Origin of the sequence: Intrasporangium calvum (assembly GCF_028446585.1) — a bacterium.
GTDB lineage: Bacteria > Actinomycetota > Actinomycetes > Actinomycetales > Dermatophilaceae > Intrasporangium > Intrasporangium calvum_A.
Map to the genome: position 1 here is coordinate 15,673 of NZ_JAPFQL010000057.1, position 14,512 is coordinate 30,184.

General features: G+C 70.3%; 12 protein-coding genes, 1 tRNA gene and 1 pseudogene. 6 read left to right on the forward strand and 8 right to left on the reverse strand.

The features are described from left to right. The first annotated feature begins 46 nt into the window (after positions 1–46). A complete protein-coding gene (locus tag OO014_RS13135) occupies positions 47–1,084 on the forward strand; it encodes an alcohol dehydrogenase catalytic domain-containing protein (RefSeq protein ID WP_272462777.1) in 1,038 nt (345 codons plus the stop codon). A 1,007-nt stretch (positions 1,085–2,091) separates the two neighbouring features. On the opposite strand, the gene OO014_RS13140 is transcribed toward OO014_RS13135, so the two are convergent. Further along, on the reverse strand, positions 2,092–2,412 hold the full coding sequence (locus OO014_RS13140; protein ID WP_272462778.1) for a DUF2853 family protein: 321 nt from the start codon (positions 2,410–2,412) through the stop codon (positions 2,092–2,094). 425 nt (positions 2,413–2,837) lie between these two features. Between OO014_RS13140 and OO014_RS13145 the strand changes: the two are divergent. After that, positions 2,838–3,230 (forward strand): annotated as a pseudogene (locus tag OO014_RS13145) (transposase); the annotation flags it as partial. Positions 3,231–3,538: 308 nt separating this feature from the next. Here OO014_RS13145 and OO014_RS13150 read toward each other — a convergent pair. From OO014_RS13150 to OO014_RS13165, 4 genes are all read right to left on the reverse strand, one after another. Next, positions 3,539–3,611, reverse strand: a tRNA-Ala gene (locus OO014_RS13150). A 135-nt stretch (positions 3,612–3,746) separates the two neighbouring features. Further along, on the reverse strand, positions 3,747–5,351 hold the full coding sequence (locus tag OO014_RS13155) for a dolichyl-phosphate-mannose--protein mannosyltransferase (protein WP_272462779.1): 1,605 nt from the start codon (positions 5,349–5,351) through the stop codon (positions 3,747–3,749). A 56-nt stretch (positions 5,352–5,407) separates the two neighbouring features. Beyond that, positions 5,408–6,385: a hypothetical protein gene (locus OO014_RS13160; protein WP_272462780.1), complete on the reverse strand. Its 978-nt coding sequence runs from the start codon at positions 6,383–6,385 to the stop codon at positions 5,408–5,410. Positions 6,386–6,464: 79 nt separating this feature from the next. Continuing rightward, positions 6,465–7,301 carry a CPBP family intramembrane glutamic endopeptidase gene (locus tag OO014_RS13165; RefSeq protein ID WP_272462781.1) on the reverse strand — a complete coding sequence of 279 codons (837 nt, stop codon included), beginning with the start codon at positions 7,299–7,301 and terminating at the stop codon, positions 6,465–6,467. A 23-nt stretch (positions 7,302–7,324) separates the two neighbouring features. On the opposite strand from OO014_RS13165, the gene OO014_RS13170 reads away from it, so the two are divergent. From OO014_RS13170 to OO014_RS13185, 4 genes are all read left to right on the forward strand, one after another. Next, complete coding sequence (locus tag OO014_RS13170) at positions 7,325–8,059, forward strand: dienelactone hydrolase family protein (protein WP_272462782.1); 735 nt, start codon at positions 7,325–7,327, stop codon at positions 8,057–8,059. A gap of 668 nt (positions 8,060–8,727) precedes the next feature. Beyond that, the gene (locus OO014_RS13175) at positions 8,728–9,420 is read left to right on the forward strand and encodes an ABC transporter ATP-binding protein (protein ID WP_272462783.1); all 693 of its coding nucleotides are present in this window, start codon (positions 8,728–8,730) and stop codon (positions 9,418–9,420) included. Further along, on the forward strand, positions 9,417–11,573 hold the full coding sequence (locus OO014_RS13180; RefSeq protein WP_272462784.1) for an FtsX-like permease family protein: 2,157 nt from the start codon (positions 9,417–9,419) through the stop codon (positions 11,571–11,573). Before OO014_RS13175 ends, OO014_RS13180 begins: the two co-directional genes overlap by 4 nt. Further along, positions 11,570–12,073 carry a hypothetical protein gene (locus OO014_RS13185; protein WP_272462785.1) on the forward strand — a complete coding sequence of 168 codons (504 nt, stop codon included), beginning with the start codon at positions 11,570–11,572 and terminating at the stop codon, positions 12,071–12,073. The genes OO014_RS13180 and OO014_RS13185 overlap by 4 nt, the downstream gene beginning before the upstream one ends. Before the next feature lie 84 nt (positions 12,074–12,157). Here OO014_RS13185 and OO014_RS13190 read toward each other — a convergent pair whose 3' ends face one another. From OO014_RS13190 to OO014_RS13200, 3 genes are read right to left on the reverse strand one after another with little or no spacing between them, the layout of a single operon-like run. Continuing rightward, entirely contained in the window at positions 12,158–12,583 is a 426-nt protein-coding gene (locus OO014_RS13190; RefSeq protein WP_420485513.1) for a hypothetical protein, read from the reverse strand. Further along, complete coding sequence (locus OO014_RS13195) at positions 12,499–13,305, reverse strand: glycoside hydrolase family 27 protein (protein ID WP_272462787.1); 807 nt, start codon at positions 13,303–13,305, stop codon at positions 12,499–12,501. The genes OO014_RS13190 and OO014_RS13195 overlap by 85 nt, the downstream gene beginning before the upstream one ends. Further along, positions 13,306–14,502: a Gfo/Idh/MocA family protein gene (locus tag OO014_RS13200; RefSeq protein ID WP_272462788.1), complete on the reverse strand. Its 1,197-nt coding sequence runs from the start codon at positions 14,500–14,502 to the stop codon at positions 13,306–13,308. Positions 14,503–14,512 lie beyond the last annotated feature (10 nt).

The window sequence follows — 14,512 nt, forward strand, 5'->3', positions numbered from 1 at the left end:
CGCGGCTGCGTATCGTCAGCGACGTCGGCAACGAGAGGAGCAAGCCGTGCGAGCCGTGGTCTATGACGAGATCGGTGCGACCCCCGAGGTCCGGGAGGTGTCCCCGCCTGAGGCGCCGGCGGGCGGGGTCGTGGTCGAGCTCCGCGCCACCGGGCTGTGCCGCAGCGACTGGCACGCCTGGGCCGGGCACGACGACATTGCGCTGCCGCACGTGCCGGGGCACGAGCTGGCCGGTGTCGTGTCCGCGGTCGGGGGCGGGGTGCGGAACTGGTCGGTCGGCGACCGGGTGACCGTGCCGTTCGTCGAGGGCTGCGGCCGGTGCGAGTGGTGCCTCTCCGGACAGGCGCAGGTCTGTCCCGCGCAGGAGCAGCCCGGTTTCACGCACTGGGGGTCGTTCGCGGAGTATGTCGCTCTGCACGCCGCGGACACCAACCTGGTCGCGGTGCCGGACGGGGTCTCCTTTGAGGCGGCCGCGGCTCTGGGGTGCCGGTTTGCCACGGCGTGGCGGGCGCTGACCGGGCGGGCGGCCGTGCAGGCAGGTGAGTGGGTGACCGTGGTCGGCGCCGGCGGCGTCGGCCTCTCCACGGTGATGATCGCCAAGGCCCTGGGCGCGCGGGTCGTCGCCGTGGACCGCAACGCAGGGGCGCTGGCTGCAGCTGAAGAGCTGGGCGCGGACGCGGTGGTCGTGGCCGGCGTGTCGGACGTGCCGGCTGCGGTTCACGAGGTGACCTCCGGCGGCAGCCATGTGGCGGTCGACGCCGTCGGCAGCGAGGCGACGTGCGCCAACGCGATCCTGTCGCTGCGGCGTCGGGGTCGCCACGTCCAGGTCGGCCTGCTGCCCGCAGTCGACGGTCATCCGCGTGTGCCGATGGGACGGGTCATCGCCTGGGAGCTCGACCTGCTCGGCTCGCACGGGATGGCTGCGGTGGACTACCCGGCGATGCTGGCTCTCATCGCTTCTGGGGAGCTGCGGCCCGAGTCGCTCGTCGAGCGGGTCGTCGGGCTGGAGGAGGCCGCTCGGCTGCTGCCCGTCATGGACCGCGCGACACCCACCGGGATGACGATGATCGACCCCCTCGGGTGAGCGGCTCCAGTGGCGGTCGAGCAACCTTCGCTCCGCCGGCAGCTGCGTGAGCGCGACAACGAAGCCGACGCCTGCGAGGACCACGAGGAGGAGTCGTCCCCCGTCATCGGGGGTTCGCACGAGGTTCAAGGCTTGGGCCAGCCCGACCATGACTGAGAGTCCCATGAAACTCAGGAGGCCCGCGTGGGGGCGCGGCGTCCGCTCGGGCTTTCTAAGGGCGGGTTGTGGCGTCCGCCTCCTGTGCACGTTTATCAGTAGACCTAGGAGGCCGGAAGTTCCAAGTGGCGGCCGAGGGGATGCTCGGTGAAGGTGGGCGGGCTGGGCCAACAGGGAACCCAGCCCCGCAAGGGACATGTGAAGGGGAAACCTGCGCAAGAGAATCCTCCTGGCGATGCTGGGAATCATCGCCTTCACCGCACCGCTTGGCGGCGCCAGGCGCGTCCGCCGAGACGCTTCGAGATTAGACCCGGGTCACACTGTCCCGGATCGCTGACGGCACGTGGACTGACGCAGACCTGACCCTCATCAGGTCGCAGCCCGAGCTCGCCCCCAGCTCGATGACCCCGGGCCCAGCCACCAACGGCGACACTCCGGCACCCTCATCGCCGCCCACCGTTGGAGTGTGGATGATGTCGATTTCGCGGGAAGTCCCCCTCCTCGGGGAAGGTGGGCTCCACCAGACTGCTATGCCGGTCGCGTTGTGATGGGGTAGCCCGAGAGGCGCACCGACCGAGATCAGCGGGGCACAAGCAGAAAGCCGCCCCGACCGATGGTGCGTTCCGGGCGGCTTTCGTCGCTGGTGGAGCTGAGGGGATTCGAACCCCTGACCTTTTCACTGCGAAGGCCTTGGGGTGCTTGGCCGCCTTGTCGTCGTGCTCGTGAACGTCCACACCGTGTCGATGGTCGTCTGCCGATCAAGATCAACGGAGGTGCATGCCGATGCGAGCTGGCGGGTGCCCGCCTTGATCTGGGTACAGACCAGGGCCGGTGTCTTGCAGTTCAGCAGGTCACTTCAGGGCGTCGAGCTTCCCGAACTTCTCGGCGAGCAGGTAGTAAACGGTGAGACGGCTCTTGGTCCGGTCAGCCTGCATAGCCTGGGCAACTTCATCGAGCGCCGCGTCGAGGACGTCGTCGCCCTCGGTCAGCCCGAGCTTCTTCTTGAGGAAGTTGGCCTTGACGGTCGCACGCTCGTCAGGATCGGAGAGCGCCACGTAACGGGAGTCCGCGTTGCTCATGACGAGCTGGTAGCTCTTGAGCAGGCCCGCAATTGCAGCGTCGTCGGCGTTGGCTGCGTACTTCTTGACGTCGTCTGCCCAGTCTTCAGCCATGCTGTAGCTCCCAAGTTCTCGCGCGCAGGCCCTATGCCGCGCCTCGTGGTCGTCATGCTAGTCGCGTTGGGGGCTGAGCACGGCTTCGGGCGGGGCTTCGTGTCGCGGTGAGGATGCCGATGCGCTGAACATCCAGCTCGAACCCGCGCCACGAGTGGATCACGCTCGCCTCGTCGACGGTCCACGTGTTCATGCTCCACCTCCGAGCCTCCCCGGAGGTGGAGCCGCGGCCCGCGGCCGGAGTTACACCTCGGGGCTGGCTATCTCAGTGTCCGGAAGGCGCTGCATGGTCAGACTCTCCCTCATGAGCGGCGCACCCGACCCTAGAACGTGCGTTGAGCCGTGGCTTGGCGTGCGGGGTGTCGGATGATGGGAATGGCGGCGTACGAGAGCCAACTGCGGACCTGCATCTTTCCCGACTGTTCCGCACCATCTTCGCCCAACCCGACGCCGACGCGGTCGCGGCCCCGTGGGACCACGTCCGTGACGAGCTGACCGTCCGGTTCCCGAAGATCGGGCCGCTGATGGACGACGTGAAGACCGAGGTCCTCGCGTTCACCGCGTTCCCCCGTAGCCACTGGACCAAGATCTGGTCCAACCACCCGATTGAACGCTTGAACCGAGAGATCAAGAGAAGGGCCCGGGTCGTGGGGATCTTCCCGAACGCCGCCGCCGTGATCCGCCTCGTCGGAGCAGTCCTGGCCGACGCGCACGACGAATGGCAGGTCGCCGACCGCCGCTACCTGTCCGAGGCATCCATGGCGCTGCTGTACAAGACCAGCGATACTGACACCGCCGCAATCACCAGCGGCGCGTGAGCACCGAGGATCCAACCTCAAAGCCCACCACGCCCCGGGACGCTTTCCTCCGGCCTGTCTCTGGCTGGCTCGGGGAGTCGACCCGGTGACCGTCCAGGCGTGGATGGGGCATGCCTCGATCGCCACGACGGTCTACCTGCACCACCTCGGCACGACCGCCCACGAGGCCGGTTTGGACCGTCTGAACAGGGGTTCTGCGCGTCGGGGGCAAACAGGGGGCAAACATCGGCCCCGTCGTCGGAAGTCAGAACGATGAAACCCCGCCCGACGTCGCGCGTCTGCGCTGGTCGGACGGGGTTTCGTAAGAGTGGAGCTGAGGGGATTCGAACCCCTGACCTTCTCATTGCGAACGAGACGCGCTACCAACTGCGCCACAGCCCCTTGATGCGACAGGAAGACTAACACCACGAGAGCCGCCACATGAAACCGGCCGGCCAGCGGCGGGCCCATCCGCGGGTTGAGGCCAGAGCGGGACCCCCGGGGTTGCCGAACTGGCATGATCCGGGCGGGCGTTGGCTACACCCAGCTGGGGAACCACATCCGTTGTGACCACTCGGACTGCGGGATGACGTCGCCGACGTAGATCGGGTGGAAGAACGCGAAGATGCCGATGGTCACGAGCACGAAGAGGCCGGTCGCAGCCAGCCCGAACCGCCGCCGCCCCACGGACGCGCCGGGACCACCCATGAGCAACCCGAGGACGTAGACGCAGGCGAGCACGATCCACGGCACGAACGCCACCTCGTAGAACGAGTAGATCGTGCGGTCCGCGAGGAGGAACCACGGGAGATATCCGGCAGCGATCCCGGAGAGGATCGCCCCGGCCCGCCAGTCGCGGCGCAGCGCCCACCGGAAGAGCAGGACGAAGATGGCGATGGTGCCGCCCCACCACACGGACACGGTGCCGATCGAGGTGATGGCTTTGCTGCACTGGTCGACGAGGCAGCCGTCGTAGCCCTTGACCGGCCCCTCGTAGAAGAAGGACGTCGGCCGGCCCTGCACGAGCCAGGACCACGGGCTCGTCTGGTAGGGGTGGGGCGAGTTGATCGACGCACTCGACTCGAACATCTGCTGGTGATAGGCCCACAGCGACCGCCACCAGTCGGGCAGCAGGCCGCCGAGCCCGCCGGACGGCCGGGTCTCGGCCCAGTCGCGGAACGAGCCGCCGCGGGTGAGGATCCACCCGGTCCAGCTCGCGACGTAGGTGACCAGGGCGGTGCCGACGAGCTGCACGAACGCGAATGGCCCATCCTTGAGCAGCCCACCGACGACCCAGCCGCGCACTCCGGCCGCGCGCCGGGCGCCGAGGTCCCAGAAGACGGTGAGCAGGCCGAAGAAGACGATGAAGTACAGCCCGGACCACTTGACGCCGGCCCCGAGCCCCAGCATCACGCCGGCGACCCAGCGCCACGGCCGCCAGCCGAGCCACGGCCCGAGTCGGGACAGCGACGCACGCGGCACGCCGGCCACGCGGGCGGCCAGCACTGCCCGGGCCCGGTCGCGGTCGATGAGCAGGGCGCCGAAGGCCGCGAGCCCGAAGAACATGACGAAGATGTCGAGCAGCCCGGTGCGGGAGTGGACGAAGTGGTGTCCCTCGAAGGCGAGCAGTGCCGCCGCGACGGTCCCGAGCAGGTCGGAGCGGAAGAGGCGCCGCGCGATGAGGCCGAGCATCAGGATCGACAGCGTCCCGGCGAGCGCCACGGCGAAGCGCCAGCCGAGCGAGTTGAGGATGCCGAACGGGATCTCGCCGAGCCCGATGAGCCACTTGCCGACGGGCGGGTGGACGACGAAGTCCCCCTCGGTGCCCCACACGAACGGGTCGTTGGCCGTGAAGTGCTGGTCGACCTGCTTGGCCTGCTCGAGGACGGGGTCGACCTTCATCTCGTAGCCGAACAGGACCATGGACCAGCCCTGCTTGACGTAGTAGGTCTCGTCGAAGATGAGCTGGTGCGGCGCGCCGACGTGCCAGAACCGCATGAAGCCGCCGACCGCGGTGAAGAACAGGGGACCGAGCCAGCCGAGCGTCAGCAGGGTGCCGAGGCGCTTCTTGCGGGGCACGCGCCGGAGGTCGTCCTCCGGAGTCCCGAGCAGGCGTGCGCGCACTGCCGGGGCGGAGTTCATGGGCGCCATCGTATGCACTCCCGGGCTCCGCCCAACGATGCCGTATGCCGCTGAGCTCAGTCCCGCATGCGCGGTTCCTCCCAGCCCTGCCGACGGGCCCGATAGGCGAGGGCTGCGACGCCGAGCGCGATGCCCCACGGGATCCACAGCAGCTCCGGTGCCCACGCGCCCCAGTCCGCCGGCTCCCCGGGGAGGCGCTCGAGGCTCCCGCCGAGGATGATCCGGGCGAAGCTGATCCCGGCCGACACGACGCTCATGGCGACGAAGAGCGCGGGCACCACGGCGAGTGACACCGGCACGGGTCTTCCACCGATCAGAGGTAGCCACGACCAGAACCGCTCGCCCCAACGTTGGACGAGGCCGAGCGTGAGCAGGGCCCCGAGGATGGCAAAGAGACCGAGGCCGAGACCGGCGTACTTCGCATCGCCGAGCTCGATGAGGAACTCGCGCCGGATCCCCAACGGGATGCCCAGGGCCCACGCGACGCGGGTCGATGCGTAGGCGAGTGGAACGGCGACGGCGACGCCGACACTCCAGCGGCCAAGCCGTCGGGTGGCAGCGGGAAGCAGGGGCCGGAGCCGGGCGTGCATGGCGAGCCCGGTCAGGAGCAGGCCGAGGCCCCCGACACTGTGGGAGAGGGAGAGCAACGAGGGACCGGGGATGCCGACGGCCTGGCTGGCGAACGGCTCCACCCCCAGCAGGGCGAGCACCACCATGGGCAAATAGCCGAGCAGCGTCAACGACCGCACGTCCGCGACCACCAAGGTGGTCAGGGCCCCGACAGCGAGCAGCACCCAGCTCGCCGTGCGAGCCCGGGTCGGCGAGCCCGGGAGTGCCACCCCGAGCGCGGCGAGCACCAGCACGGCCAGGACCCCGACGAGCCGGGCCACCGCAGCGGGAGCCAGGCCATGGAGCGCTGAGGACTCGGCGTCGACCCACGGCGCGACACCGAGTCCCAGGAGGTGCCCGACGGCCAGCCCGAGGTGGAGGAACGCCCACAGGGCGGAGACCAGGAGGGCGACAGGTGCGTGCATGCCTCCACGGTGAGTCAGCCCACCGCCTCCGCGCCTCGGCCGGAGGTCGTCGAGCGCTCATCCCCGAGGATGAGATCGGTCAGAGGGTGATGCCCCGCGCGGTCAGGATCGAGTAGCCGACGAAGGCGACGATGTCGAGCAGCGCGTGACAGATCACGAGGGGCATGACCCGACGCGTCCGGGCATAGACGTAGCCGAGGACGAGGCCCATCACGATGTTGCCGGCGAAGCCGCCGAAACCCTGATAGAGGTGGTACGTCCCGCGGATGAGCGCCGACACCCCGATGACGACCGGCCAGGACCAGGCCAGCTGCCGCCACCGGGTGAAGAGGTAGCCGACCATGACGACCTCCTCGACCAGGGCATTGCCGATGGCCGCGAGCGTGAGGACCGGGGCCGACCACCAGATGTCGGTGAGGTTGGCCGCCGAGACGTTGGTGTTGATGCCGATCGCCTTGGCCGCGAAGTAGAAGGCGAGCCCCGGCAGCCCGATGAGCGCTGCCAGCCCGACTCCGCGGACGAGGTCACGCAGCGGCTGCGTCCGGTCGAACCCGATGAACCGTGACGCCCCGACCGTCACGGACGGCCGCAGCACCGTCGCCATGAGGTAGATCGCCAGCGCGACCGGAACGACCTGGATGAGGATGCCCGCGAGCTGGTAGGCGAGGTCGAGCCAGGGCCGGTCCGGAGTCGCCGACTGGTTCATCGCCGTCGTCTGCGACCGCAGCGGCACGTTGCGGGTCAGCTTCTCGATGATGGACAGGACCGACCAGATCGCCGACGCCCCGAGGCTGACCCCCAACAGCAGCACCGTCTCCCGCCCCAGGGCGTGCCGCTCCGCGGACCCGGCCACGACGATCGGGTCACGGTCGCTGGGACCGAGCTCAGCGGCATACGGAAAGAGGCGGCGGGACATGGCGCTCACTGTACTTTCGGAGCATGTCCCTGCTCGCCGACTGGACGCGCGGCCGCCACGAGGCGGCGGGCTCCGTGTACGACACGTACCGGCGGGGGAGCGGCCCGGGCATCGTCGTCATCCACGAGAGCCCCGGCCTCACGCCTGAGGTGATCGACTTCGGGGACGAGCTGGTGGACTCCGGTTTCACCGTCGTGCTGCCGCACCTCTTCGGATCGGCACACGCGCCGCCCCGGACGTGGGAGGCGGCTCGAGTCGTCCCAAGGCTCTGTGTGACAAGGGAGTTCACGATGTTCGCCACGGGCGTCACCGCGCCGCTGGCGGAGTGGCTGCGCAGCCTGGCGCGCGAGCTCCACGCCTCAGCGGGCGGACCCGGCGTCGGTGCGATCGGCATGTGCGTCACCGGTGGCTTCGCGCTCGCCATGATGGTCGACCCCGTCGTCGTCGCGCCCGTCGTCGCGCAGCCGGCCACGCCGCTGCCGATCGGGTCGCGCCGGGCGGCGGACGTCAACCTGTCCGCCGATGACCTCGCAGCGGTGCGGGAGCGGGTCGAGCGGGGCTGCCCGGTGCTCGGGGTCCGCTACCGGAGCGACTGGATCACGGGGACCCGGTTCGAGACGCTGCGCCGCGAGCTCGGTGACGGCTTCATCTCCGTCGAGCTCGACGGAGCCGGCCACGCGACCCTCACCGACCACAAGCACCCCACCGCGGTGGTGCGCGTCGTCGACTTCTTCCGCGAGCGGCTCCTCGTCGAGTGACGGCGGTTGCCGTCCCAGCGCTGTCCACAGGTGGCTGGGGACAACCTGGGGACAAGGGCCGGCATCCGGTGGAGAACTCTCGTGGATCGGTGGACGACACGCCGGAGTCCTGTGGACGGCAGAAATCTTTTCGGAAACCCTTGCGCGCCCGGCGAATCGAGGCGTAGAACTCTCTTACGCGATCCCCTCGGGGAGAGCGGGACAGCTCGGAGACGAAGATCCACCCGGCGCAAGCCGAGGCCACTTGGTGACGAAGTGGCCGGACCGGAGCATCCGAGACGTCGATCGGGAGCGTCACATCGACCGATCACTCCGAAGGGCCCTTGAGACTCATACTCCCAAGGGCCCTTCACCTTTTCCCATCGTCTTGGCGGGGCCTTCGCCCATCCTCTTGGCGGGGCCTTCGAGAGAGCTGATGAGAACCGGCTGCATGGAGGTCGGGAACCCGCCTTGCTCCGGTTGCGGAGGCGTTCCCCCTGTGGTTGTGTGCCTTCTGCGGCGCGATCGCGCCGCTTCGTCGGGGGACGATGCCCATGGGCTTCGCTGCTTCCCGATCCCACGGAGGAAGCGTCCATGACCGGCACTCGCATCGCCCGGAAGCCGTGCCGCTTCGCGACACGCACCGATGGACTTCACCGGGCGCTGTCCGGGCGAGAGAACGGCAACTCATGAGTGGCAGCGCCGACGCGTCAGGACCACTGCTCCTCGAGGCGCGGGACCTTGCCCTCAGCTACGGCCCCACGGTGGCGCTGCGCGGTGTCTCCCTCGGGGTGGCACGAGGCGAGATCGTGGCTCTGGTGGGGCCGAGCGGTTCCGGCAAGTCGAGCCTGCTGCATTGTCTCGCGGGCCTCGTCGTGCCCGACTCCGGGAACGTCTTCCTCGACGGCACGGAGGTCTCGCGGCTCAGCGACGACGACCGCACGAGGCTGCGCCGGGACCGGTTCGGCTTCGTGCTCCAGTTCGGGCATCTCGTGCCGGATCTCACCTTGGCCGAGAACGTCTCCCTTCCGTTGCTGCTGCGCGGGCGATCCCGCGTCCGCGCCCTGCGGGAGGCCCACGCACTGCTGGACGAGCTCGGTGTCGCAGAGTCGGCCGCTCGCTGCCCCGGGGAGGTGTCCGGGGGCCAGCAGCAGCGCGCCGCAGTCGCCCGAGCCCTGGTGGCGGGACCGGAGGTGGTCTTCGCGGACGAGCCGACCGGTGCCCTCGACACGGCCAACGGCGACGTCGTCATGTCCCTGCTCACGGAACGTTCCCGTGAGCGGGGGATCACGGTCGTGGTGGTGACTCATGACCACAGCCGGCTCGCCGCGGTCGACCGAGTCATCCGTCTCGTGGACGGTGCGACGGCGGCAGCGGCATGAGTCGCGGTGGGCGCCAGGGCGCGCCGCCCGGACTGCTGCTGCGGTTGGCCGCGCGTGGCCTGCGGTCCGGAGCTCGCCAGTTCGTCGCCTCGTGCATCATCGGGGGACTCGGTGTCATCGTCCTGCTGGCCGGGCTGGCGGTCCTGCCGATCGCCACGGCCCAACGCGACACGCAGGCGGCTCGGACTCCCCAGCCAGCCTCGGCGGCGTCCGACTCCGGCCTCCTGCTGGAGACCGCCACCTCGGCCTACCGCGGGGAGACGATCCGTGGGCGGGAGGTGGCAGTGGTCGGAGGGTCCGAGCTCCGGCCCCCGGGGCTGAGCGAGATCCCGCGACCCGGCCAGCTCGTCGTGTCGCCGGCACTGCGCGACCTGCTGGCCGTCGACCCGGTTCTGCGGGAACGGATTCCGGGGACCGTCGTCGGTGTGATCGCCCGGCCGGGCCTGGTCGGTCCGAGGGAGCTGACCTACTACGCCGGCGTGACCGCCGCCGAGCTGTCGGCGGACGGCGTCCGGGTGACCACGGCCTTCGCCGACCCCGAGTTCACCGATCTCGCGGTGCCGAGCGAGGTCCGGATGGGCGGACCGTTCATCTCGATCACCTTCTTCCTGCCGGTGTTCTCCCTCTTCGTCATCGTGGCGCTGGCCGGCTCGGAGCGGCGTGATCGTCGCCTGAGTGCCCTCCGGCTGGTGGGCCTGACCGCGCGTGACGTCCGATTGCTGGCGGCCGTCGAGGCCGCACTGATGGGTGTGGTCGCTGCTGCTCTCGGCGGGCTCGCCTTCGTCACATCGGCCCGGACCCTGGCGCCGCACGTGCCACTTGGGCCAGGGGTCTGGCCGACCGACGTCGAGATCCCGTGGACCGGCATCGTCGGGGCCGGCCTCGTCCTCCCGTTCCTGTCGGCCACCGTGGTCGACCGTGCCGGCCGACGGGCGCGCAGCATGCCCACGGCCGGCCACGCCCCAGCGGGGACGTCGCTCCGGGCCGGCCGGCGACTCGCCGTGCTGGCCACGGGGGTCGTCCTGATGGTGGCTGCCGAGCCGACGAGGCTGGTGCTGGGCCTGGACCCCGCTGTCGCGGTGCTCGGCCTCGGCTGCCTCCTGACGATGATCGGTCTGTGCATCTCCGCCGGTCCGTTGGCGCGCTGGTCCGCGCGTGCCGTCAACCGCCGGACCTCTGCCGTGCCGGGCCTCGTCGCGGCGGCTCAGGTGGGCCGGCGGCCCGACCAGAGCGCCCGGGTCGCCATCGGCATGTCGCTGCTGGTCTTCGTCAGTGGGCTGCTCCTGTCCTTCTTCCCGCTTCTCTCCTCGTCGGATGCGGAGGCGGCTCGGGACCTGGCCGAGCGCGTCGGCGGCCGCGCCATCATCGCTCAGGTCTCCTCGGCATCGACGGTGAGCGAGATCGCCGCCGACGAAGGCGTGGCCGCCGTGATCGAGGCCCACGTCACCGGAGAGGGCCCGGGGCGGTCGACGATGCTCACCTGCCCCGGCATTGAGCAGGTGGCGGGTGACTGCACCGGCCCGGCCGCTCGAGCGGTGGTCGCTGCGCTGCGGGCCAACCAGGTGGTCGACTTCGACCTCGCACCGGAGCTGGTCGCCAGCGTGCCGCTCGCGACCTGGTCGGAGCCGGTGTCCCAGCACTCGATCGTCGTCCTGCCCCGGCCCTCGGTAGACGTCGAGGCCGTGCGCACGGCAGTGCTCCGAGCAGGTGGCACCGGCGAGGTGCTCACCACCAACGAGCGCCGTGAGGTGCGCATGCTCGAGACCAAGGTCTTTCGTGAGGCGACGCTGGTTGCCCTGGTCCTCGCGGCGCTCGTCGGGCTGGCCTCGCTCACCGCCGGGGTGCTGGACAGCGTGCAGCGGCAGCGGCGGTCCCTTCGCATGCTCCATGTCATGGGAGTCGGGCGGCGTGACCTGGGTGGGGCGCTGTTGCGGCAGTGCGCCCTGGCCGTGGGCCCGACGCTGGTCGTGGCGTGGGTGAGCGGCCTCCTCGCCTCCGTGGTGTTCCTCCGGCTCAATGACACCTCGACGCTCACGCCACCGAGCACGAGCGTCCTCGGGGTGCTGGCCGCGGCAGCGGCGTTGCCCCTCATCGCCACTGCCCTCGTGATCCCTCGTCTCAACCGCCTCGTCCAGCTCAGGAGCCCCGAGTGAACTGTCTCCCGTCCATCGTCGTCCCGGTCGCGGCAGCGCTGCTCCTGACCGCCTGCTCGGCGGACTCGTCACAGTCACCGTCCGCTGACGGGACCCACGTCGTCGGACCCGTCGAGGACCCGGGTGGCATCCAGGACCCGGGCTCCCGCGCCGACGCGGAGGGGGTTGCCGAGTCCGTGGCCGTCCTGCTCCCGGCGCTCGGCCGCGGTGACGGGCCGCGCTCCTGCTCGCTCATGGCGAGGGCTGCGCAGGACGAGCTCACGCGCCTCACCGGAGCGAAGTCCTGCGTCGAGGCCGTGCAGCCGTATGCAGCGCAGCTGAAGCCGTCCGACGTGGAGTGGCTCACCGGGGCCCGGGCCAGCGTGGTCGTCCTCGAGGGCCGGAGGGCCCAGGCCACGATCGGGCCCGGGCAGGGGACGGTCCCATCCGGGCTGGTGCCGCTCATGGGGAACCGCGCCACCTTCGAGCTCATCGAGGGCCGCTGGAACCTCGTCGGCTGACAGCTGCGGCCTCGCCGTGCTCAATCCCATTCCGTATGACGCTGGGCTCGCTCCCAGCGCAGCCCGCCGTGCGCTCGGCCTTGCTCACGACGACGGTCGAGGCGGGTCAGCGATCCGCGAGTCGCCGCTCGGCGAGAGGCGGAGCACGAGCGTCTCGTGCGACCCAAGGGGGACCTTCAGGCCGTCCTCGAGGTCGCCGAGGTCCCGGGCGGCGATGACATCGAGCGCCTGGTAGCACCCGGGCAGGCGCAGTGCCGCCGGGGACAGGTCCACCGTCGCCACGGAGTCGGAGTGGTTGAGGACGGCGACGGCAAGGCCGCCGCTCGAGAGTTCCCGGACCCACGTCATCGACTGGGCCGCAACGGAGGTGAGTCGAGCCGGCCGCCCCAAGGGGTCCTGGTTGATGGCGATGAGCCCTGGGTGCGTCAGCACGTCGATGGTTTCTGGCGATGCCGACGCGAGGTCGTTGCCGGCGAACAGCGGCGCTGGGAGCACGCTCCAGAGGGCCATGTGGCTGAGGTTCTCAACGCTCGAAGCGCGCCGTTGCCCACTTGGAGCATGTCGGGGTCGGCCCAGCCCCCTGGGCCGCTCCCGCGCTGGGCGGCCCACTGCTGGTTGAGCAGGCTGAAGACGGACCCCCAGTGCGGCCAGATGTCGAAGGTGGTCCGCCACAGATGGGCCGTGCCACGCCCCCATTCCCACGGATGGCCGACCCCGTAGTCGGCCACCGAGTAGACGATGTCGCGGCCGGTCGCGATGAGCGCGTCCCGCATGACCTCGAAGGTCTCTCGCTCGTATTCACGAGTCTGCGGACCGGCCCCACACCAGTCGTACTTGAGGAAGTCGACGCCCCACGAGGCGAAGAGCTCCGCGTCTGCGTGCTCGTGGCCGCGGCTGCCAACCCGTCCGGCGCACGTGCGCGCGCCGGGAGCGGAGTAGATGCCGAACTTGAGCCCGAGGGCGTGCACTGCCTCGGCCACGGCAGCCATGCCGCTCGGGAACCGCACCGGGTCGGCCAGGAGTCGTCCCCGGCCATCGCGTTCCGGGGCCTGCCAGCCGTCGTCGATGACGACGTAGGTGTAGCTGGCGTCCCTGAGCCCGCGCTCGACCATGGCCTCGGCCGCGGTGAGCACGACGCGCTCCGTGACGTTTTCGCCGACCTGGTTCCAGCTGTTCCAGCCCATGGGTGGGGTCGCGGCCAGCTGGAACCACGATGCGGGTGGGGCGGCCACTCAACCCGCCTCAGCCGGCACGGGCCGGGGCCGCCCCGGCTGCCCTGCGGCGAAGTAGTCGATGATCTCGTCGGGCAGGGGCGGCACCGGAAGGGCCGAGCCGCCGCCGCGAAGGGACTGGGTGGCGACGATTCCGGCGGCCACGGCCTCGCGCGCGGCCACCGGGCTGGTCTCCGTCGACCCGCCGTGGACGGCGAAGCGGAGGAACTCGGCGATGAGCTTCGGGTCGGCGCCGCCATGGCCCCCGTCACCGTCAGCCACCACGTGGACCTGGTCCGGTGCGGCGCGCCCCTCGACGCGCCGGGTCCAGACGTGGATCTCGTCGCCCGGCCCGTCGCCGAGGTTCTCCAGCCGACCCTCGGTCCCGATGATGGTGTAGTTGCGCCAGTAGTCGGGGGTGAAGTGGCACTGCTGGTAGGAGGCGAGGACGCCGTTGTCGAGACGCAGGTGCGCCATCGAGAGGTCCTCGACGTCGATGACCTCGTTGAGGCCGTGCTGCTGCAGCGGCGGCCAGTGGTCGAGCGAGTACCAGTCGCCCATCCGCTGGTCGGAGTTGTCGCGACGGTCGGTGATGGCGCCGTAGACCATGAGGTCACCCATGGCCGAGACGGTCCGGGTGTAGCCGCCGGCCAGCCAGTGGATGACGTCGATGTCGTGCGAGCCCTTCTGCAGGAGCAGGCCAGTCGTGTTGGCCCGCTCCGCGTGCCAGTCCTTGAAGTAGAAGTCGCCACCGTGCCCGACGAAGTGGCGGCACCAGATCGACTTGACCTGCCCGATCGTTCCGGCCTCGATGATCTCCCGCATCTGACGCACCACCGGCATGTGCCGCATGTTGTGGCCGACGTAGAGCCGGGTGCCGGTCTCATAGGCGGTCCGCAGCATCTCGTCGGCCGCCTCCAACGTCACCTCGAGGGGCTTCTCGCAGAAGGTGGGGATGCCGGCGCGCAAGGTGCGGAGCGCCACCGCGGCATGCGCGTTGTCCGGGGTGAGGACGAGCACGGCGTCCGGTCGACTGGCTATGAGCTCGTCAAGACTGTGGGTGACCACGGCCTCGGGGAGGCGCGCGGCAGCGGCCTCACGGCTCAGCGGGCTGGTGTCGCAGACGATGCTGACCCGGGACCCCTGCCCGGGTCGCTCGACGTGCCGATGGAGGCCGGCGCGCAGGCCGAACCCGACGATTCCAACATTGAGATCCATGTGAATTGCT

Excerpts from the sequence above, each read along its gene's own strand:
- OO014_RS13200 (WP_272462788.1), bottom strand. The coding sequence starts at position 14,502 with ATGGATCTCAATGTTGGAATCGTCGGGTTCGGCCTGCGCGCCGGCCTC.
- OO014_RS13165 (WP_272462781.1), bottom strand. The coding sequence starts at position 7,301 with ATGTCCCGCCGCCTCTTTCCGTATGCCGCTGAGCTCGGTCCCAGCGAC.
- OO014_RS13170 (WP_272462782.1), top strand. The coding sequence starts at position 7,325 with ATGTCCCTGCTCGCCGACTGGACGCGCGGCCGCCACGAGGCGGCGGGC.
- OO014_RS13190 (WP_420485513.1), bottom strand. The coding sequence starts at position 12,583 with ATGGCCCTCTGGAGCGTGCTCCCAGCGCCGCTGTTCGCCGGCAACGAC.
- OO014_RS13175 (WP_272462783.1), top strand. The coding sequence starts at position 8,728 with ATGAGTGGCAGCGCCGACGCGTCAGGACCACTGCTCCTCGAGGCGCGG.
- OO014_RS13140 (WP_272462778.1), bottom strand. The coding sequence starts at position 2,412 with ATGGCTGAAGACTGGGCAGACGACGTCAAGAAGTACGCAGCCAACGCC.
- OO014_RS13180 (WP_272462784.1), top strand. The coding sequence starts at position 9,417 with ATGAGTCGCGGTGGGCGCCAGGGCGCGCCGCCCGGACTGCTGCTGCGG.
- OO014_RS13155 (WP_272462779.1), bottom strand. The coding sequence starts at position 5,351 with ATGAACTCCGCCCCGGCAGTGCGCGCACGCCTGCTCGGGACTCCGGAG.
- OO014_RS13160 (WP_272462780.1), bottom strand. The coding sequence starts at position 6,385 with ATGCACGCACCTGTCGCCCTCCTGGTCTCCGCCCTGTGGGCGTTCCTC.